The organism is Arthrobacter sp. P1_B11 (assembly GCF_056406715.1).
This window is the reverse complement of sequence record NZ_JBFTZQ010000033.1, coordinates 1-19,196: the sequence shown is the minus strand read 5'-3', so window position 1 is coordinate 19,196 and position 19,196 is coordinate 1. Positions and strand designations below refer to the sequence as shown.

The following is a 19,196-nucleotide window of genomic DNA, read 5'->3' as shown; positions in this document are numbered from 1 at the left end:
TGGATACCTATGGCACGCGGTGCAGCCACTCGTCGGTGCCGAACTTCGCGGCAACCCGCGCGCGTGCCGTCTCGAATTCCTGCGCAGTAATCTCCGACGGCGTGGCTCCGTACCGTCCGGCGAACACGTCCATCATGGCGGCCACGATGTCTGTGCGAGCCAATCCGGTCTGGCGCCGCAGCGGATCCACCCGCTTCTTGGCGCTGGTGGTTCCCTTGTCTGACAGTTTCTCCTTGCCGATCCGCAGCACTTCCACCATTTTGTCGGCGTCGATGTCATAGCTCATGGTGACGTGGTGCAGCATGCCGCCGTTGGCGAGCCGCTTCTGGGCGGCCCCGCCGATCTTGCCCTGGTCCGTGGCGATGTCGTTCAGGGGCACATAGAAGGCGTCGATGCCGAGCTGCTTCAGGGCGGCCATCACCCACGCGTCCAGGAACGCGTACGAGTCGGCGAAACTGATGCCGTCCACGAGCGTCTGTGGCAGGTACAGCGAGTAGGTGATGCAGTTGCCGGCCTCCATGAACATCGCTCCCCCGCCGCTGATCCTGCGGACCACCGTGATTCCGTGCCTGGCCACACCGGCGGGGTCAAGCTCGTTGCGGAAGGACTGGAAGCTGCCGATGACCACAGACGGCTCCTCCCAGTCCCAGAAGCGGACCGTGGGATTGCGCCGGCCGGCGCCGACCTCCTCGGTCAGGACCTCGTCCAGCGCCACATTCAGGTGTGTGGGCAACACCGTGGGGGCAATGATGTTCCAATGGTGGTCGGACCAGGCGGTGGCCTTGGACAGTGCCCGGCGGACGGCGACCGCCACAGCATCCGCCGAGAAGCCGAACATCACGGCGCCCGGCGGCAGGGCTGCCTCCACCGCGGCGGCGATCTCGGGCGCCGTCGAGCTTTCCGGGAGTCCCTCCAGCGCTGCGTTGATGTCGGGCAGGGCCTCGTCGGGTTCGAGGAAGAAATCGCCGCTGAGGGAGATGCCGGCAAAGGTGCCGTCGACGACGTCGAGGTCCACCACAACGAGCTTGCCGCCCGGAACCTTGTACTCGCCATGAAGGCGCGGGGCACCGCCGTCGTTTGCAGAATATGGCGTGGCAGTCATGCCTTCCATCCTGCCCCACAAACGCAAAAAACCCGCACCGTTCCCGGTGCGGGCTTTTCCAAAGAACCTTGGGGAGAAGTAAGTTACTTCTTGCCGCCGAAGCCCTTGAAGCGAGCGTTGAAGCGCTCGACGCGGCCTGCAGAGTCCATGATGCGCTGCTTGCCCGTGTAGAACGGGTGGGACTCGGAGGAGATTTCGACGTCGATGACCGGGTAGGTGTTCCCGTCTTCCCACTCGATGGTCTTCTTGGAAGACACGGTGGACTTGGTCAGGAACTTGACGCCGGAAGCCAGGTCGTTGAAAACAACAGCTTCGTACTTCGGGTGGATATCAGACTTCATAATGGGACCTTTGTTCGCACAACTGGATTTTGCCAGTTGCCAGGTATGAATGGGATGGCCGCTGTCTGCATCAAAGGCAAGCAAAAGACGCAGTGCAACCAGCTATCAATCATAGCGGATCCGCGATGCAGTGACGAACCGATGGCCGGGCCGGCACACGGACTCAGTCGAGCAGGAGCCCTGTTCCGCTAGCAGTCACAACGTTGCTCCAATACGCTGCAACAGGACACAACAACACCGCCGTACCTGGCCGAACTCATCGAAAAGATTTCCACGAACAGATGGGCACTTCAATGACAACGCGAGAAATCAACTCAGTCGGCGCGCCGTGCTGGGTCGACACGTTCCAGCCGGAGCCCCGGGCCGCCATGGACTTCTACGGCCCGCTCTTCGGCTGGAGTTTCGATGATCCCACCCCAATGCCGACCGGCCTCGAGGGCGACTACTTCGCCGCGCGCCTCCGCGGCCGGCTGGTGGCCGGGATCGGCCAGGCGCCACAGTTATCCCCGCCGGTGTGGAACACCCACGTGCGTGTCAGCGACGTCGCCCAGACCCTTGCACGTGCCGAACAAGCGGGAGGCACGTGCCTGGCAGGACCATTTGGTGGCGGCTCGGACGGCGGCATTGCTGTCCTCGCCGACGCCACCGGCGTCCCGTTCTGCGTGCGGCAGGCTGGCGAGAGGGACGGCGCTGAGGTAGCCAACGAGCCGAACTCGTGGGCGATGAGCTCGCTGCACACGACGGACGTCGAGCGAGCGCAGGCATTCTACGGCGCTGTGTTCGATTGGGAGCTCGAGTCGGTGCCGGACGCTGCCTTCTCGCTGTGGCGACGCTCAGAGCGAGTCGTGGCCGTCGTGACGGCGACGGACGGCGTCGCGGTCCCGCCACATTGGAGCGTCAATTTCTCCGTCCACGACGCGGACGCCATCGCCCAGCACGCTGTCGCCCTTGGGGGCACCATCTTGATGGCCCCAATAAACACCCCGGGATTTCGCAGCGCGGTGATCGGCGACCCTCAAGGCGGCTTCATCGCGGTCAGCGCAGCCGCCAGCTGAGCGTGCCGTATATGGGGCCGTCGCGAGGGATGGACTCATGACACATGCACGTTTTGGGACCCTCGGCACCAACCCGGGTGGGCGCGATGAGCTCGAGGTTCGACGTGCAGGAGCTGCTGCAGCGCTCGACTGCCCGGCGATCAATTACGGGGCCGCAGCTCCCAAAAGGCCACGGCGGATGCGGCCGCCACGTTCAGCGAATCGACTCCGGTGCGCATGGGGATCTTTATGGCGAGGTCGACGGCGGCCAGCGTCTCTGCGCTCATGCCGGCACCCTCCGTTCCCAGCACCAGCGCAAGCCTTTCCGGGTTGCGCGCAGCAAGCTCGTCGAGATTCACAGCGTCCGGTGTGAGTTCCATGGCCGCCACCGTGAAGCCCTGGTCCCGGAGCAGGCCAAGGTCCTGTGGCCAGCTGTGCAGCCTCGCCCAGGGCACCTGGAACACCGTACCCATGCTCACGCGGACGCTGCGCCGGTACAGCGGGTCCCCGCAGCGGGGAGACACGAGGACGGCGTCCACGTCCAGTGCCGCCGCGGAACGGAAGATGGCCCCGACGTTCGTGTGGTCCACGATGTCTTCCAGCACCGCCACCCGGCGGGCACCGGCGAGCAGTTCGGGGAGCGGAACCGGCGCGGGCCGGTGCATGGCCGCCATGGCCCCCCGGTGGAGGTGGAAGCCGGTGATCTCCTCGAGGAGCACCGAGCTTCCCACATAAGCCGGAACCTCCGGATACTGCTCGAAGACGTCCGCAAGGTCCGGAAGCCACTTTTCCGCGAGGAAGAACGACCGGGGCCGGTGGCCCGCTGCAAGTGCCCGACGGAGCACCCTGGAAGATTCCGCGATGTACATGCCCTCGGCCGGCTCACGGACCTTGCGCAGGTGCACGTCCGTCAGCTGGGTGTAATCCGAGACGCGCGGGTCTTCGGCGGTTTCGAGATAGTGGAAAGTCACCGGCCGATTATTTCAGCAGATTGGCGATCATGAAGCCAAGAGCGACGAGCCCAAGGGCGAAGATGATGCCGCGCAGGACAGGCGGCGAGAGCCTGCGGCCCACCTTGGCGCCGACCAGGCCGCCGATGAGCGAGCTCACGGCGATGATTGCCACCACGGTCCAGTTGATCCGGTCGAAGGCGAAGAGCATGTAGGACGTGGCCGCGATCAGATTGACCCCGAGCACCAGGATGTTCTTCATCGCGTTGGCGTTCTGGATCGTCCCCGTCATGAAGACACCAAGGATGCCGACCAGCAGAATTCCCTGTGCGGCAACGAAGTAACCTCCGTAGACGCCGGCGAGATAGACGAGCACCACAAGGAGGACACCGTGGTGCTTGTCCCGGAGGGCATGCTCAGGATTCTCTTCCCTGTTGCGTACCCAGCGCTGCAGCCGGGGCTGGAACACGACCATCAGCAGGGCCAGCACAATCAGGGCCGGCGCCGCATAGTGGAAGACTTTCTCGGGGAGATGGAGCAGGAGCCACGCGCCGGTTATGCCGCCGAGCAGAGAAGCCGGAAGCATCTTCAGCAGCTGCCGGCCGCGTCCTTCGAGCTCACGGCGGTAGCCCCACGCGCCGGCCGCGCCTCCGGCCACGAGGCCCATGGCGTTGCTCATGGAGGCCGTCACCGGCGCCAGTCCCAAAGCAATCAGAACCGGGAAGGTGACCAGGGTGCCGGAGCCCACCACGCTGTTGATGGTGCCGGCCCACAGGCCGGCAAAGAACACAAGGATGCCGCTGAAAAACTCCACGCTGCCCCGGCCGACCCGTCAGCGGCGGGCAGTTGCGGTGTAACGCCCGGCGTTGACCGCGACATCCAGAGGCAGGCCGAAGGTCTCGCTCAGGTTGCCGGAGGTGAGGACCTCCTCGACGGCACCGGAAGCCACGACGCCGCCGTCGCGCATGAGCATGGCGTGGGTGAAGCCCGGGGGGACTTCCTCCAGGTGGTGCGTAACGAGCACGATGACGGGAGCGTCCTCGTCGCGGGCCAGTTCGCTCAGGCGGTGGACCAGGTCCTCGCGGCCGCCAAGGTCCAGTCCGGCGGCCGGCTCGTCCAGCAGCAACAGTTCGGGGTCGGTCATGAGCGCGCGTGCGATCTGGACACGTTTGCGCTCGCCCTCGGAAAGCGAGGCGAAGGAACGGTTCAGCAAGGGCCCCATCCCCCACTCATTCAGGAGGGCAAAGGCGCGGCGTTCGTCGTCCTTCTCGTATCCCTCGCGCCAGCGTCCGGTGACGCCATAGGCGGCCGTGACCACAACGTTGAGCACCGTCTCGTGCTCCGGGATCTGGTTGGCCAGCGCGGCTGAGGACAGACCGATGCGGGGCCGCAGTTCGAAGACGTCAACGGCGCCGAGGATCTCCTCGAGAATGCCGGCCATGCCGCTTGTCGGGTGAAGCCGGGCGGCTGCGATCTGCAGCAGAGTGGTCTTGCCGGCGCCGTTGGGTCCGAGGATCACCCAGCGCTCGCCTTCCTGGACCTGCCAGTCCACCTTGCTCAGGAGCGTTTTGGCTCCGCGGACAACGCTGACGGCGGCCATTTCAAGAACATCACTCATAGGAGTAGACACTAGGACAAAACAGGGTGCGACTGATAACTGGAACGCTGTTCCCTGACCCGCACCCGCAGCCGCCGAAACGAATTCGGGGGCCACGGATGCGCTCGCTAAGATTGCAGCCATGACTTCGAACGTGACTGCGGTCAGCTACGGCGTGAAATTGTCCCCCTCGGAACCGGAAAATCTCAGGTCCCTGCTGGCCGGCTCCGGCACGGATTTTGAGGCGGCTTCCCGCAGCGAAAACGGCCGCTATGACGTCTGCACGGTTAACTTTGCGGTGCCGTCCGGCTCCGCGGCGGACATCGCTGGCCTCCGGCACCGCGTGGCCGCGGCGAAGGAGCAGGCGGGCCGTGACGGCGTGGATACGGCCATCGTGCCCGCGGAACTGAGGACGGCAGAGCGGAAGTTCCTCATCATGGACGTGGACTCCACGCTCATCCAGCAGGAGGTCATCGAACTGCTGGCCGCCTACGCCGGCAAACGTGACGAAGTAGCTGCGGTCACCGAAGCCGCCATGCGGGGGGAACTGGACTTCGCCCAAAGCCTCCACGCCCGGGTGGCCGTGCTCGCCGGGCTGCCGGCCGCCGTCGTCGATTCCGTGCGCGCTGAAGTGAAACTCAGCGAGGGCGCCGCGGAGCTGGTGGCGGCGTTCAAGGCCGCGGGCCATGTGGTGGCAGTGGTGTCCGGCGGCTTCAACCAGATACTTCGCCCCATCGCCGAGGATCTTGGCTTGGACTATTGGATCGCCAACGAGCTGGAAATTGTCGACGGCGCCCTCACCGGCAAAGTGCTTGGTGCCGTGATTGACCGTGCCGCGAAGGAGAAGTACCTGCGCGAATGGGCCGCCGCGGAAGGCGTCGCGATGGAGCACACTGTCGCCGTGGGCGACGGCGCCAACGACCTGGACATGCTCGGGGCAGCCGGAATCGGCGTTGCTTTTAACGCCAAGCCTGCTGTCCGGGCCGTGGCGGATGCCGCGGTGAACATGCCGTATCTCGACGCCGTCCGGCACATCGCCGGCGTCTGAGCCGCAGAAACGCTCGTTGGCTGGCTCGATTCAGCCGGACGGCGGCGCGTACTGGCTCGCCGTGAACACCGCTCCTCCGGGATCCCGGATCAGGACCGTACGCGTCCATGCGGTGTCCTCCTGCCGCAGGACGTCGGCGCCCAGCCGCTCTGCATCGTGGGCCGTCCGGTCCCGGTCTGCGACAGTGAACGTCACGTGCCACCGCGGCCGCTCGCCGGGGCCCGCGGAGACAAGCCAGCCGACGGCGTCCTCGAAACCGCGGGGGACGGCGTCCCCCGACTGGCGAGCCCTGATGTCGGGATCGACAGTGGCCTCGAGGTGGTCACCGTACCCGGGGCAGCGGATCATCGTTCCGAAATCGAGGTAGTCGAACTGCCAGTCGAAAGCCTTGGTGTAGAAGGCGACCGCTGCCTCGATGTTTGTTGTGTGGAGGTCGCTGAAGTTCCACCCGCCAGGCCGGTTGACCGCCTGGGCACCGGGCCGCTCCCGGGCCTGCCAGATACGGAACTCGGCGCCGTCGGGGTCGGCCAGCACCGCCTGCACGCTTCCTGAGCCCGCATCGGCAGGAGCCGATTTCAGTGTTGCGCCAACAGACAACAGGTGGCGCGCGGCGGCGTCCGCGTCCTCGACGGAGACGTACGTGTTCCAGGCGGGGGCGCCGGTTCCGGGTCCGCCGATCGCGGCAGCCTCCTGGCCGTCGAGCCTGGCTATTACGTACCTATCAGGTGCACGGGGCGGGGCCGTGTCCTCGAACTCCCACCCGAAGAGTCCGCCGTAGAACACCATGGCGGCCTCCACATCAGGCTGTTGGGTGTCCACCCAGCACGGGACACCCGACGGGTAGCTCCGGCGGGCCGCCTCTCCTTGCTGTTCCATGCATAAGACCCTAAGCCGCGCGGGCTCCTCGGACAACGCCTCGACGCCCCGAAAGAGCCTCAGTCACAGAAGAGAGCTCCGGGCAGGCGTACTGCCCGGAGCTCTTCGTGATTAGTGCCGTCGCCTGGAGAACCGGCTCTCCAGGGAGACCGGGAATCGCTACTCGGCGCTCTTGCCGAAGTAGTCGGCGCCGCCGGCATATTCCGTGTGGCCGGACTCGACGTCGGCAGTTGCCATGCCCGCTACCACTTCAGCAAACTCTTCGACGGAGTACAGCTTGCCGGCTTCCGCGCGACGGGCCTCGATGGCGCCCGGGTTGGAGCGGTCCAGCAGGGTCGCCGTCACGGTACCTTCGATCATGTCCCCGGAAACGACCACCAGTGAGATGCCCTTGTCTGCCAGGTTGGGCAGCAGTTCACGGAGCGCGTCCTCGCCGGCGCGCTTGCTGCGGGCAACCGGCTCGTACTCCGGCATGGTGGCCACTGAGTTGATGAAGTGGGCCTGGTGGCTGGTGACGAACACCACGCGCGAACCCTCCTTCATGAGCGGAACGGCGGCGTTGAGCATGTTGACCTGAGCGTCGCGGTTCAGCTTGAGGGCGTAACCCTCTTCCATGCCCGACTCCATGCCGCCCGATGCGTTGAGCACCAGAACGTCCAGCGAGCCGAAGTTTTCCATGGCAGCACTGGCGAGTGCCTGCACGCCTTCCTGGGTGGTCAGGTCCGCACCGACTGCCACCGCACGGCCGCCCGCGGCTTCGATTCCGGCCACGACTTTGTTGGCGCGCGGCGCCTTCTGCCGGTAGTTGACGACGACGGCGGCACCCTCGCCGGCGAGGTTCTTGGCCACTTCGGCACCGATTCCCCGCGAGGATCCGGTCACGATGGCGGTCTTGTTGTCCAGCAGGCCCATACGAGCTCCCTTTGTTCGAAACGTCTAAATTGCTGTAGGTCTGCAGTCAATCATGCCAGCGCACACTCCCAATTCCTTTGTTTGACCTCCACAAAGAAGCCCGGGGCAGGTAGTCCGGCCGACGCTCTGTTGGACACCGCCGGCAGGGCGTTGGTCCCCGGGGTGGGGGCGCAGCGTGAGCGTCCGGCTCCTAGTGGCCCATCCCGAGGCCGCCGTCGACCGGGATGACGGCGCCGGAGATGTACGACGCCTCGTCGCTGGAGATCCACCGGACAACGTTGGCCACCTCGGAGGCGTCTGCGAATCGTCCCGCCGGCACCTTGGAGAGGTAGTCCTTCTGGGTAGCCTCGGGCAGCTCTGCCGTCATGTCGGTGTTGATGAAGCCCGGCGCCACAACGTTCGCCGTGATGCCGCGCGAGCCGAGTTCGCGGGTGAGGGAGCGGGCGATCCCGACGAGTCCGGCCTTGGAGGCGGAGTAGTTGATCTGGCCCGGTGCGCCGTAAAGACCGGAGACCGAGGAGATGAGGACCACGCGTCCCTTGCGCAGCCGGATCATGCCCTTGGAGGCACGCTTGATGACGCGGAACGCGCCGGTGAGGTTGGTGTCGATCACTGAGGTGAAATCGTCTTCGCTCATGCGCAGCAGCAGGGTGTCCTTGGTGATGCCGGCGTTCGCGACCAGCACCTCAACGGGGCCGTGCGCGTTCTCGACCTCGGTGAACGCGGCGTCGACGGACGCTTCGTCGGTCACATCGGCCCTGACCCCGAGGATGCCGTCCGGAAGCTTGGACTCGCTCCGGTAGGTCACAGCCACTTTGTCCCCGTTGGCCAGGAAGGCCTCGGCAATGGCGAGGCCGATGCCGCGGTTTCCGCCGGTGATGAGGACGCTGCGGGCCGGGGCGGCTGCTTCAGACATGGGTACTCCGGATTTCTGCGAAGCCTGGCTCCGCTGTGGTGGCTCGATTTTTGACTGCCTCCGATCTTAGCGCCCGTTTGGGCGGCTCCCCCGGATGGTGAGAGAATTAGGTAAGCCATTGGAGCGTGATTAGACAGCCGTGACAACCCACCACCAGCCCGGACAGCCGATGCCCGAGAAGCCTGGCACCGCATCCGGTCAGTCGGAGGTGCACAGCATTACGGACGCCGCTGCAGCGCATTCCGAGGACATGCGGGATCGCATGATCAAGTACGCGGTGGCCATGGGGATCCGCATGGTCTGCCTCATCCTGATCTTCGTGGTGGATGGCTGGCTCAAGCTCGTGGCTGTGGCGGGTGCGGTCTTCCTGCCATGGATCGCCGTGGTGATCGCCAACGGTTCCGACCAGGCCGAAATCCACAGCGACTCGCTCCTCGACTACACACCGTACGCTGAACTGGAAGCATCCGGCATCGCCTGGGAGGGTGACGCCGAGGGAGAGCCGCCAACGGTGTTGCAGGGCGAGCTGATCAGCGATGAAGAAGACGACGACGGCCGGGGACAGAAAGCTTCATGAACATTTTCAACCTGGACGGCGGTGCGGGCGAGACCGCCGGCCCGGCCTCCGCAGCCATGTGCTCACGTAAAGCCTGCCGCGCAGACGCGTCGTGGCAATTGCTCTGGAACAACCCGAAGATCCACACTCCGGACCGCCGCAAAGTGTGGCTGGCGTGCGGTGGGCACAAGGAATGGCTGGAAGACTATCTGCAGACGCGCGGGCTGTGGAAGGAAACTGTCCCGCTCGACGCCGCCTCAACAACCGGCGGGAACAGCTGAATGTACCGGTTCCTGTTCTCCAGCAAGTGGCTGGGCTATCTCCTGCTGGCTGCGGTCTTTGCCACCGGCTGTGTGTTCCTGGGCCGCTGGCAGATGGACCGCCGCGCGGAAACCCTGGCTGAAATCCAGCGGGTCACGTCCAACTATTCGGCCGCGCCGATCAGCTTTTCGGACGCAAAAAACCAGTTCCGGCAGCTCGATGCGTCCAAGGAGTGGACGCAGGTGGAGCTGCGCGGCAGCTACGACTCCGCGGGGCAGCGCATCGTCCGCAACCGCCCCCTGAACGGCCAGCCGGGCTACGAAGTCGTGGTGCCGTTCAGGCTGGTCTCCGGCGAAACCGTCGTGATAGACCGCGGCTGGCTGCCGATCGGCAACAACAATCCAGGGCACCCGGATTCGGTTCCGGCGCCGCCGTCCGGGCAGATTACCACAGTGGTGCGGCTGAAGCACGGTGAACCGGCCCTGCAGCGCGGCGCCCCGGACGGGCAGCTCCCCTCCATCGACCTGCCGGCGTACTCGGCCCAACTCGGATATCCGCTCCTGACCGGCGCCTATGGCCAGCTCGCCTCCGAAACGCCGCCGGCTGCCGAGATGCCCCAGGCGTTCCCGATGCCGTCGGTCGAAGAAGGCACACACCTTTCCTACTCGCTCCAGTGGTTCGCGTTCGGCATCCTGATGTTCGTCGGCTTCGGGTACGCCGCGCGCCAGCAGGCCCGGAACGCAGCGATTGACGCCGAAGACGCTGCGACTTCCGGCGCCGGCGGTGACACTGGCCACACCGCCGCGGGAGCCCGCCGTCGTCCGCCCGTACCGCGGAAACGGAAGCGCGCCACGGCCGAAGAAGAGGAAGACGCGATCCTGGATGCCCAGGGATACTGACGGCAGGAGCAAGGACATTCCTTCCGATCCTGTGGCCAACGTACGGCGCGCCCTCACCGAGGCAGGTGCACGCGACACTGTCACGGTGTTGCCAGGCAAAGTCCCGACGGCGGCCGCCGCGGCTGCCGCGCTCGGCTGCGACGTCGCTGCTATCACCAACAGCCTGGTGTTCGAACTAGACGGCGCTCCCCTACTCATCCTGGCCAGCGGCGCGGCCAGAGTTGACACGGGCTACGTCTCAGACCAGCTGGGGTCCGGAAAGGTCCGCCGCGCAACCCCGGCCTTCGTCCTGGAACACACCGGACAGGAAGTCGGCGGCGTGGCCCCGGTGGGCCATCCGCAGAGGATCCGGACACTCCTGGACGCATCGCTGGCAGCCCACCCCGTGCTCTGGGCCGGGGCGGGAGACCACCATTCGATGTTCTCGATCACGTACAAGGAGCTTGAGCGAATCACCGGAGCCCATGCGATACGGGTGCGGTAGGACCGGCCTCGGCGGACCGCAGCCGGCCCTTCCGGCCCGACGCTTCTTGATGTGCGCCCCGGGGCCGGCGGCGGACTGGGCTGAGCCAGCAGGCATGGGGGACACGAGCTGCTCAGGTGCCGCCGCCGGCCTGCCTAAATTCTACGCGCGCCGGCCCCGTTCAACCATGAGCTTTTTCAAGCCCGGTCCGGCACCATTCAACCTTGATCTTCGACGTCCTGGACGGATCGGGACAGCAGGCAGAACTCGTTGCCCTCGGGATCACCGAGTACCACCCAACTGACTTCCGGGCCCTGGCCCACGTCTGTGCGCCGAGGGCGAGCCGGCGCTCGAGCTCCTCGGAAGTGGACACGCCGTCAGCCGGCAGGTCGAAATGCAGCCGGTTCTTGATGGTCTTGCCTTCGGGCACAGCGATCACATCGATGGAAGGCCAGGTCCCCATCCTGCGGCGCAATGCTGGCCTCTTGAGGATGACCCGAAACCAGGGAGCCATTGCGAACAGGAGGCCTGCTAAGCCAGCGTGATGAGGTCCAGGTAGTCCTCGTTCCAGTGGTCCTCCACGCCGTCGGGCAGCAGCACGACGCGCTCGGGGTTCAGCGCCTCGACGGCGCCTTCATCGTGGCTTACCAGCACGACGGCGCCGGTGTAGTTGCTCAGGGCGCCAAGGATTTCAGCGCGGCTGGCGGGGTCGAGGTTGTTGGTGGGCTCGTCGAGGAGGAGCACGTTTGCGCTCGAGGCGACGATGGTGGCCAGCGCCAGACGCGTCTTCTCACCGCCGGAAAGCACACCGGCGGGCTTGTCGACGTCGTCGCCTGAGAACAGGAACGAGCCGAGGATTCCGCGCACTTCGGAGTCGTTCATGTCCGGGGCGGAGGACCGCATGTTCTGCAGCACGGTCCGGTCGACGTCGAGCGTCTCGTGTTCCTGGGCGTAGTAACCCACCTTCAGGCCGTGGCCGGGAATGACTTCGCCGGTGTCAGGCTTGTCGACGCCGGCGAGCATCCGGAGCAGCGTGGTCTTGCCGGCGCCGTTGAGGCCCAGGATGACCACCTTGGAGCCGCGATCGATCGCGAGGTCCACATCGGTGAAGATTTCCAGCGAGCCGTAGGACTTGCTGAGGCCGTCCGCGGTGAGCGGGGTCTTGCCGCAGGGCGAGGGATCCGGGAAACGCAGGGCTGCCACACGGTCGGTCTCGCGGACTGCCTCGAGCCCGCCGAGGAGCCGTTCGGCACGCTTGGCCATGTTCTGGGCGGCGACAGCTTTGGTGGCCTTGGCGCGCATCTTGTTGGCCTGGTCGAACAGGACCTGGGCCTTCTTCTCGGCGTTGGCGCGCTCCCTCTTGCGGGCTCGCTCGTCGGTTTCGCGCTGCTGGAGGTAGCGCTTCCAGTCCATGTTGTAGAAGTCGATCTGCGCGCGGTTGGCGTCGAGCAGGAAGACTTTGTTCACGGTGGCTTCGAGCAGTTCCGTGTCGTGGCTGATCACGATCAGACCACCCTGGTGGCTCTTGAGGAACTCACGAAGCCAAGAAATCGAATCGGCGTCGAGGTGGTTGGTGGGCTCATCGAGGAGCATTGTCTCGGCGCCCGAATACAGGATGCGGGCGAGTTCCACGCGGCGGCGCTGGCCACCGGAAAGCGTCTTCAGCGGCTGGTTCAGCAACCGATCCGGCAGGGCGAGGTTGGAGCAGATCGCCGCAGCCTCGGCCTCTGCCGCGTAGCCGCCTGCCGCCAGGAACTCTGATTCCAGCCGGTCGTAGCGGTTCATGGCTTTGCGCTGGACGGCGGCGTCCTCGCTGGCCATCTCTTCGTGTGCCACGCGGAGCTTGCTGACGGCGACGTCCAGGCCGCGGACGGACAGGATGCGGTCACGGGCGAGCTGTTCCATGTCCGGCGTGCGCGGATCCTGGGGCAGGTAGCCGATCTCGCCGCTGCGGGAAACCTTGCCGCCGGCGGGCAGGCCCTCGCCCGCGAGCACCCGGGTCAGCGTGGTCTTGCCTGCACCGTTACGGCCCACGAGGCCGATCTTGTCTCCCTTGTCGATCCGGAAGCTCACCTGGTCCATAAGGAGGCGGGCGCCGGCGCGCAGTTCAAGATCCTGGACGGTAATCAAAGCAGGTAAGGCCTTTCACAACAGGGAACGCAGCGGCACAGCGGATCGTAACTTGTGGGTGCCGGGGCGGTGCGGCCGAGAGAACGGCCTATACAAGTCTACCGGCCTCGGGCGCCCTGCATAACCGGCACGAACACAGTCGCCTGACTGCGCTGGGCGCGGGCTTTTGTGCCCAGCGCTAAGGCCCGGCACGCCTCCCTTGTAGAACAGCTACAAAATGCACCTATCTCCGCGCCAGTAACGTCAACATCAGCCGATAATTGTTTGTATCTCTCCGACAGGACCTCCCATGACCCAGACCCGTCCCCCCGCCGCCAGCGTGAAGAAACGCAGCCGCTGGAACGCCACCGACCTCGGCCTCATCGCCGTTTTCGCCGCCCTGGTGGCCGCCTCCGCTCTCGTAGCCGCGATTCCTGTGGGCGGACTGGGCGTTCCCATCACGCTTCAGACCCTCGCCGTGATGCTCACCGGGCTGGCGCTCGGACCGGGCAGGGCGTTCGCCGCCGTGGGGCTCTACACCCTGCTGGGACTCGCCGGACTCCCCATTTTTAGCGGCGGCCGCAGCGGGCTGGGCATCCTGGCCGGCCCCTCGGCCGGCTACATTATCGGCTTCCCACTGGCCGCCGCCGTCGTCGGCTGGCTCGCAGCCATCGTTATACGGCGCACGCTCAAGTACCGCGGCGTGTTCCTCTTCGCCGCGGCCATGGTTACGAGCATCGTCGTCGTGCACGCGCTCGGCGTGCTCGGCATGATGGTCAACGCCAAGCTGGACCTGTCCAAGGCCTTCCTTGCCGACCTCCCCTTCTACCCGGGCGACATCATCAAGAACGTCCTCGCCGTCACGGTGGCGCTGGCCCTGCACAAGGCCTTTCCGGACCTGCTTGCCCGCCGCGTCCGGCCGCTGGGTTCCCCAAGCGCGTCCAGCGTGGTTCCCTCAACGGCACCTCCTTCAAGCGCAGCTCCTTCTAGCGCGGCGCCCTCCGGGCAGCAGTCCTCCAACCAGCCGTGAGCCTGATCTCCCTCAGCACCGTGGGTGTCCGGGTGGCCGTCGACGGCCACCCAGACCCTAAGGTGCTGCTTCAGGACGTGACGCTCAGCCTCGCCGAACGGCGGATCGGCGTTATCGGCGCCAACGGATCCGGCAAGTCCACCCTCCTCCGGCTCCTGAACGGCCTCGTCGCGCCCACCGAAGGAACGGTCACCGTCAACGGTTTGGACACCGTCCGGAAAGTGCGGTCCATCCGTCAGCAGGTTGGCTTCGTGTTCACCGATCCCCTGTCCCAGCTGGTCATGCCGACGGGCAGGGAGGACGTTGAACTGTCCCTCCGGCGCTCGGTCAGGAACGGAACCGAACGCCGCGAAAGGGCCGACGCCGCGCTGGACCGCTTCGGCCTCCTGCCGTTGGCGGACCAGAGCATCTACGAGCTTTCCGGCGGCGAACGGCAGCTGCTGGCGCTGGCGGTGGTACTCGCGGTGGAACCCGACGTACTGGTCCTGGACGAACCGTCCACGCTTCTGGACCTCCGGAACCGTGAACTGCTGCGGCGCACGATCGCGGGACTCCGCCAGCAAATCGTCATGTCCACCCATGACCTTGAGCTCGCCCTCGAGATGGACCGCGTCCTGGTAGTCGAGTCCGGCCGGATAGCTTTCGACGGCGATGCTGCCGCCGCCGTCGCGCATTACCGCTCGTTGTGCGCCGCTGGCCTTGAGGTCCCGCACAGTGGGGGCGCGGGCAGTGGGGATGCGAGGTGAGGGGGCACGGCTTCCTGCTCGCCAACTACGTGGCAGGCAGGTCCCTGATCCACCGCACTCCCCTTTGGCTGAAGTTCCTTCTGGTGGTGGGCTGCGGCATGGCCTCGTTCCTGATTGTCGACTGGCGGCTGGCGGCCGCCGCGCTCACCCTGATGTGCGCCTTGTTCCTGCTGAGCGGCGCGGGTCCGGCCCGCCTCTTCCGCGCTGTCCGCCCGCTGCTTCCGGTGCTGCTGGCCATCGGCGTGTTCCAGTGGTGGCAGCTTGGGGCGCCCGTGGCGGCACGCATCGTCCTGAACGTCCTGCTATGCGTCGTGGCGGCATCGCTGCTGACGGCAACCACACCGCTGCAGCGGCTCCTGGACGGAGTGGTGTCCCTTGCCCGGCCGTTCACGCGCTTCGGGGCGGATCCCGAACGGTTTGCCCTTACCATCGCGATCATGCTGCGCAGCATCCCCTTCATCGCCGGGGCCTACGCGGACGTCCGTGACTCGGCGCGCGCCCGCGGCCTGGAACGCAACCCGCGCGCGCTGGTCCTGCCGGTGTTTATCACCACCGTTGCCTATGCTCGCCACACCGGTGATGCCCTGGCCGCCCGCGGTTTGGGTGAACCCGAGGACGACTGACTCCGGCCGTGCTGCCTGCGGCCTAGAGCCGGGCGTACCTGAACAGGGCAGCCGTTCCCATGCCCCCGGCAATGCTGATCATCGCGAGAGCGAGTTTCTCCTGATCCGGAGTGCGGCGGGCCTGGGCCAGCAGCCTCGTGACCAGGACGGCGCCGGATGCCCCGTACGCATGGCCGAGCGCCAGAGCACCGCCGTCGGCATTGGCTCGCTGCGGATCGATGCGCAGCCGGTCCATGCATGCCAGCGTCTGGGAGGCGAACGCCTCATTGAATTCCACAAGGTCCACGACGTCGGCCGTCTCACCCCGCGCTGCCAGCAGCCGCTCTGCGGCTGATGCGGCGCCGATGCCGAGGAGCCGCGGCTCCACCCCGGCTGTATCAGTTCCCAGGACGGCCAGCCCATCAGCCGCGCCCAGTTCCCGTGCCCGCGCCAGCGAGGTGATGACGACGGCGGCAGCGCCGTCCGCGTCGAAGCAGGAGTTACCGGCGGTGACGGTCCCGGATTCCACAAAGGCAGCCGGAAACCTCGCCATCAGGGACTCACTGAGCCGGGGCCGGGGCCCGTCGTCGGCTGTCACCCTGCCGGCAGCCGCCTCCAGCGGGACGATCTCCCGGTCGTAGGCGCCGTTTGCGGCGGCGGCAACAGCCCTGCGGTGGCTGCGCAGCGCGAAGTCGTCCTGCCGCGAACGGCTGATGCCGAACTCGGCTGCCACGTTCTCAGCGGCCACCCCCATGTCCGGATCGCCCATGCTGTGCGGCGCAAACTGGGCCCGGCTGAAAAAGGCGGGAACGCCGTCGTCGTCCCGGTGCGCGCGCAGCGGCGCGGTGCTGATGCTTTCCACTCCCCCGGCCAGATACAAGCCGCCGCCACCCGCCGCAACGAGCCGTGACGCAAGGACGATGGCGTCAAGGCCGGAGCCGCACTGCCGGTCGACGGTAAGGCCCGGGACAGTGACCGGGAAGCCTGCCTCAAGGGCCGCCAGCCGGGCCACGTTGCCGCCGCCGCCCACCGCATTGCCGATGACGACGTCGGCCACTTCAGCAGCCCCGATCCCGCTTTGGGCCAGCAGCGCGCCCAGCACCGGCGCCAGGAGTTCGTGGGCGCGGAGCCGCTTCAGGGCGCCGTTTGCCCGGCAAAGGGGCGTGCGCAACGCGGCGATGATGACCGGCTGCCGCTCAGCCGGGAGGGGCTGCTGCGCCTGCGTTTCTGTCCTGCCCGCCTCAGACACGCGATCCGACTCAGACAAGGCGCCGGACGCGGGAGTCGCGGGCGGTGATCCAGTCGAGCATGACGCGGCGGCTGATCTTTCCACGGTCCGTCAGCGGAAGCTCGGCAAGGGCGAAATACTGCAGCGGCCTCTTGTCCTTCGGCAGGATTTCCTCGAGACCGGTCTTGAGCTGGGTGGCGGTGACCCCGCCGTGCGACGGGACGATCCCGGCCACCACGCGCTGGCCACGGACGTCGTCGTCCATGCCGGCCGCCACGGCCGACGCCACGCCGGGAACGGAAGCCAGGGCCAGCTCGACTTCGTGCGGGTAGACATTCTTGCCGGCCGTGATGATCATGTCTGCGCGCCGGCCCAGGATGTGCAGCTCGCCGTTCTCCAGATACCCCTGGTCCCCCACTGTGAACCAGCCGTTGAAACACCGGAGCGCCTGCCCGTCGTCGCCCCACAGGTACCCGTTGCTGACCATGCCGCTCCGGACGCTGATGTTCCCTGCAGCCCCGTCGGTAAGGACATCGCCGGCGTCGTCCATGATCCTGACGTCGACGCCGGGAAACGGCCGGCCGATGCCGGTTCCACCGGCGTCCAGCGGCCTGCCGGCCGGAAGGCCGGTGCCGGACACGAAGCTCAGCTCCGACGCGCCGTAGTACTCGAAGATGGTGGCGTTCGGCGCCCACCGGCGGGCTGCTTCGAGGGTGCGGGCGTCAAGCTTTGAACCGGCGCAGATGATGCTCCGCAGGCCGGAGGCATCAACACAGCCGGTCAGCCCGCGTTCACTGAACAGTCGGAGCATGGTGGGGACCAGCACCAGCCGGGTAATGCCGTCGTGGCTGATGGCGGCGTGGACGTCGCCGACGTCGAAGGACTCGAGTGTGTGGAATTCCGAGCCCGCGTAGAGGCATTCGGCCAGGGCATAGAGGTTGAGGCTCGCCGCGAGCGGCCCCGGGGCAAGGGTTTTGTCCTCCTGGCTGAGGCCGAAGAACTCCATGGAGGCCTCGAAGGACTGCTGCCAGGAGCGCCTGGAACGGGTAAACGCCTTGGGAACGGAAGTGGTGCCGGAGGTCAGGCCGATCAGGAAGGACGACTCCGGATCACCGTCAGCAAGCCGCCCGTCAGCAAGCCGCCCGTCCGCGGCTGGCGCCCCCGCCGCTGCGCCCGCCCTTCCGGGGACCGCTTCAGCGGCTGGTCCCAACCGGTGAACTATCTCCGCCCGCAACTGCTCCGGCCATGTTGGATCGAGAACTGCGCACTGCCGCTCACCCGCTACAGCGGCGGCGAAGGCGACCGCAAAGTGCGTGGAATTCTGTTCGGCGAGCACCGTGATTTCGGCAGCGCCGCCGGCGGCAATGGCCTCCGCTTCGTCGCGGAGACCGGACCAGCTGAGCCGCTTGCCCGCCACGACGACGGCGGTGTCGTCGGGGCGTTCATCGGCCCAGCGCTGGAGTCTGTTGAGAAAAGGCATCGGACCAACTTTACCGGCGGAACCGGCTGCACCCATGCTGCAGACGACTATTGTGACAACATGAGCTTCAATGACGGAGTCGAAATAGACTCATCCCAAGTGGAAGACCGGCGGGGCGGCGGAATGGGCCGCGGACCGAAAATCGGGGGTGGCATCGGGGGCGGCGTAATCCTGCTTCTGGCTGCGCTGTTCGGCATCAATCCAGGGCTCCTCGAAGGACTGGTCGGCTCGGGGCAGGAACAGCCCGGCCAGAGCCAGGGAACGGCGCCCACGGAATGCAAACTCGGTACGGACGCCGATAGACGGCTCGATTGCAGGATCACCGGAACAGTGACCAGCCTCAACGCGTTCTGGCCGGCGTATCTGGCCGACTACAAGGTCAAGTACCCCCGGCCCAAGACGGTGCTTTTCACCGGCGGCACGGGCACCGCCTGCGGCGCGGCCACCTCAGAAGTAGGCCCCTTCTACTGCCCCGCGGACACCACGGCGTACTTCGACCCCGGTTTCTTCCAGGAACTCGTGGACCGCTTCGGCTCGTCGGGTGGCCCGCTGGCGCAGGAATACGTCGTGGCCCATGAATTCGGCCATCATATCCAGAACATCCTGGGCGACCTGGACAAGGCTCAGCAGGATCCGCAGGGTGCCCAGTCGGGTGGCGTCCGCGTTGAACTGCAGGCCGACTGCTACGCCGGCCTCTGGACCCGATACGCCACCACGCAGAAGGATCCCAAAACCGGCAAGCCGTTCCTGGAGCCGCTTACGCAGAAGGACCTTAACGACGCCCTCTCTGCCGCGTCCGCAGTCGGCGATGACCGCATCCAAAAGGCAGCCACGGGCCGGGTCTCGCCCGAGGGCTGGACCCACGGGTCCAGCGCCCAGCGGCAGAAGTGGTACTACCAGGGCTACAAGACCGGCGACATCAACCAGTGCGACACTTTCAGCGCCGCCACCCTCTAATCCAATCGGTTGCTCCGTAAGTGCCGTTCTGAGGCTTGAGAAGGGCACTTACGGAGCAATCGATGAGGGTACGACGGCGGGCGGGCCCC

Annotated in this window: 22 protein-coding genes; 10 read left to right on the top strand and 12 right to left on the bottom strand. The window is 66.5% G+C overall.

The genetic code is table 11. The features are described from left to right. Positions 1-7: 7 nt before the first annotated feature. Together AC1D14_RS19755 and AC1D14_RS19750 are read right to left on the bottom strand one after the other, a co-directional pair. Positions 8-1,102 carry a lipoate--protein ligase family protein gene (locus AC1D14_RS19755; protein WP_230119531.1) on the bottom strand — a complete coding sequence of 365 codons (1,095 nt, stop codon included), beginning with the start codon at positions 1,100-1,102 and terminating at the stop codon, positions 8-10. 83 nt (positions 1,103-1,185) lie between these two features. Next, positions 1,186-1,443 (bottom strand): type B 50S ribosomal protein L31, encoded by a 258-nt coding sequence (locus AC1D14_RS19750; protein ID WP_028267311.1) that lies wholly within the window; start codon positions 1,441-1,443, stop codon positions 1,186-1,188. A 293-nt stretch (positions 1,444-1,736) separates the two neighbouring features. On the opposite strand from AC1D14_RS19750, the gene AC1D14_RS19745 reads away from it, so the two are divergent. Continuing rightward, positions 1,737-2,498: a VOC family protein gene (locus tag AC1D14_RS19745; protein ID WP_230119532.1), complete on the top strand. Its 762-nt coding sequence runs from the start codon at positions 1,737-1,739 to the stop codon at positions 2,496-2,498. Between the two features lie 140 nt (positions 2,499-2,638). Here the strand turns inward: AC1D14_RS19745 and AC1D14_RS19740 are convergent, their stop codons facing one another. Genes AC1D14_RS19740 through AC1D14_RS19730 form a run of 3 tightly spaced genes read right to left on the bottom strand, consistent with a single transcriptional unit; the run spans position 2,639 to position 5,045 of the window. After that, positions 2,639-3,448 carry a TrmH family RNA methyltransferase gene (locus tag AC1D14_RS19740; RefSeq protein WP_230119533.1) on the bottom strand — a complete coding sequence of 270 codons (810 nt, stop codon included), beginning with the start codon at positions 3,446-3,448 and terminating at the stop codon, positions 2,639-2,641. Positions 3,449-3,455: 7 nt separating this feature from the next. Next, on the bottom strand, positions 3,456-4,241 hold the full coding sequence (locus tag AC1D14_RS19735; RefSeq protein ID WP_230119534.1) for a sulfite exporter TauE/SafE family protein: 786 nt from the start codon (positions 4,239-4,241) through the stop codon (positions 3,456-3,458). A gap of 18 nt (positions 4,242-4,259) precedes the next feature. Beyond that, a complete protein-coding gene (locus AC1D14_RS19730) occupies positions 4,260-5,045 on the bottom strand; it encodes an ABC transporter ATP-binding protein (RefSeq protein ID WP_230119535.1) in 786 nt (261 codons plus the stop codon). A gap of 121 nt (positions 5,046-5,166) precedes the next feature. On the opposite strand from AC1D14_RS19730, the gene serB reads away from it, so the two are divergent. After that, positions 5,167-6,072, top strand: coding sequence for a phosphoserine phosphatase SerB (serB, locus tag AC1D14_RS19725; RefSeq protein WP_230119536.1), 906 nt, complete (start codon positions 5,167-5,169; stop codon positions 6,070-6,072). Between the two features lie 30 nt (positions 6,073-6,102). On the opposite strand, the gene AC1D14_RS19720 is transcribed toward serB, so the two are convergent. The 3 genes from AC1D14_RS19720 to AC1D14_RS19710 form a co-directional block, all read right to left on the bottom strand. Next, positions 6,103-6,948 (bottom strand): VOC family protein, encoded by an 846-nt coding sequence (locus AC1D14_RS19720; protein ID WP_230119537.1) that lies wholly within the window; start codon positions 6,946-6,948, stop codon positions 6,103-6,105. A 159-nt stretch (positions 6,949-7,107) separates the two neighbouring features. Then, positions 7,108-7,860, bottom strand: a complete 753-nt coding sequence (locus AC1D14_RS19715) for an SDR family oxidoreductase (protein WP_230119538.1) — start codon at positions 7,858-7,860, stop codon at positions 7,108-7,110. Positions 7,861-8,050: 190 nt separating this feature from the next. Further along, positions 8,051-8,776, bottom strand: coding sequence for a beta-ketoacyl-ACP reductase (locus AC1D14_RS19710; protein ID WP_230119539.1), 726 nt, complete (start codon positions 8,774-8,776; stop codon positions 8,051-8,053). Positions 8,777-8,915: 139 nt separating this feature from the next. On the opposite strand from AC1D14_RS19710, the gene AC1D14_RS19705 reads away from it, so the two are divergent. The 4 genes from AC1D14_RS19705 to AC1D14_RS19690 are packed head-to-tail and all read left to right on the top strand — an operon-like array spanning position 8,916 to position 10,976. Further along, entirely contained in the window at positions 8,916-9,353 is a 438-nt protein-coding gene (locus tag AC1D14_RS19705; RefSeq protein ID WP_476877238.1) for a DUF3099 domain-containing protein, read from the top strand. Continuing rightward, positions 9,350-9,613: a hypothetical protein gene (locus AC1D14_RS19700; RefSeq protein WP_476969044.1), complete on the top strand. Its 264-nt coding sequence runs from the start codon at positions 9,350-9,352 to the stop codon at positions 9,611-9,613. The genes AC1D14_RS19705 and AC1D14_RS19700 overlap by 4 nt, the downstream gene beginning before the upstream one ends. Beyond that, a complete protein-coding gene (locus AC1D14_RS19695; protein ID WP_476969043.1) occupies positions 9,614-10,492 on the top strand; it encodes an SURF1 family cytochrome oxidase biogenesis protein in 879 nt (292 codons plus the stop codon). Then, the gene (locus AC1D14_RS19690; RefSeq protein ID WP_230119542.1) at positions 10,476-10,976 is read left to right on the top strand and encodes a YbaK/EbsC family protein; all 501 of its coding nucleotides are present in this window, start codon (positions 10,476-10,478) and stop codon (positions 10,974-10,976) included. The genes AC1D14_RS19695 and AC1D14_RS19690 overlap by 17 nt, the downstream gene beginning before the upstream one ends. A 160-nt stretch (positions 10,977-11,136) precedes the next feature. Here the strand turns inward: AC1D14_RS19690 and AC1D14_RS19685 are convergent, their stop codons facing one another. Together AC1D14_RS19685 and AC1D14_RS19680 are read right to left on the bottom strand one after the other, a co-directional pair. Further along, a complete protein-coding gene (locus tag AC1D14_RS19685; protein ID WP_354962160.1) occupies positions 11,137-11,418 on the bottom strand; it encodes a VOC family protein in 282 nt (93 codons plus the stop codon). A 68-nt stretch (positions 11,419-11,486) separates the two neighbouring features. Further along, complete coding sequence (locus AC1D14_RS19680) at positions 11,487-13,085, bottom strand: ABC-F family ATP-binding cassette domain-containing protein (RefSeq protein ID WP_230119543.1); 1,599 nt, start codon at positions 13,083-13,085, stop codon at positions 11,487-11,489. A gap of 289 nt (positions 13,086-13,374) precedes the next feature. Here AC1D14_RS19680 and AC1D14_RS19675 point away from each other — a divergent pair, with 289 nt between their 5' ends. From AC1D14_RS19675 to AC1D14_RS19665, 3 genes are read left to right on the top strand one after another with little or no spacing between them, the layout of a single operon-like run. After that, positions 13,375-14,094 carry a biotin transporter BioY gene (locus AC1D14_RS19675; RefSeq protein WP_230119544.1) on the top strand — a complete coding sequence of 240 codons (720 nt, stop codon included), beginning with the start codon at positions 13,375-13,377 and terminating at the stop codon, positions 14,092-14,094. Next, positions 14,091-14,840, top strand: a complete 750-nt coding sequence (locus tag AC1D14_RS19670; protein WP_230119545.1) for an energy-coupling factor ABC transporter ATP-binding protein — start codon at positions 14,091-14,093, stop codon at positions 14,838-14,840. Before AC1D14_RS19675 ends, AC1D14_RS19670 begins: the two co-directional genes overlap by 4 nt. Next, the gene (locus AC1D14_RS19665) at positions 14,837-15,463 is read left to right on the top strand and encodes an energy-coupling factor transporter transmembrane component T family protein (RefSeq protein ID WP_230119546.1); all 627 of its coding nucleotides are present in this window, start codon (positions 14,837-14,839) and stop codon (positions 15,461-15,463) included. The genes AC1D14_RS19670 and AC1D14_RS19665 overlap by 4 nt, the downstream gene beginning before the upstream one ends. Before the next feature lie 22 nt (positions 15,464-15,485). Here the strand turns inward: AC1D14_RS19665 and AC1D14_RS19660 are convergent, their stop codons facing one another. Both AC1D14_RS19660 and AC1D14_RS19655 read right to left on the bottom strand, forming a co-directional pair. Continuing rightward, positions 15,486-16,691 carry a thiolase family protein gene (locus AC1D14_RS19660; RefSeq protein ID WP_230119547.1) on the bottom strand — a complete coding sequence of 402 codons (1,206 nt, stop codon included), beginning with the start codon at positions 16,689-16,691 and terminating at the stop codon, positions 15,486-15,488. Positions 16,692-16,701: 10 nt separating this feature from the next. Continuing rightward, positions 16,702-18,150 (bottom strand): class I adenylate-forming enzyme family protein, encoded by a 1,449-nt coding sequence (locus tag AC1D14_RS19655; protein ID WP_476969042.1) that lies wholly within the window; start codon positions 18,148-18,150, stop codon positions 16,702-16,704. Between the two features lie 60 nt (positions 18,151-18,210). Between AC1D14_RS19655 and ypfJ the strand changes: the two genes are divergently transcribed. After that, positions 18,211-19,107, top strand: a complete 897-nt coding sequence (gene ypfJ, locus AC1D14_RS19650; RefSeq protein ID WP_230119549.1) for a KPN_02809 family neutral zinc metallopeptidase — start codon at positions 18,211-18,213, stop codon at positions 19,105-19,107. Positions 19,108-19,196: the final 89 nt, after the last annotated feature.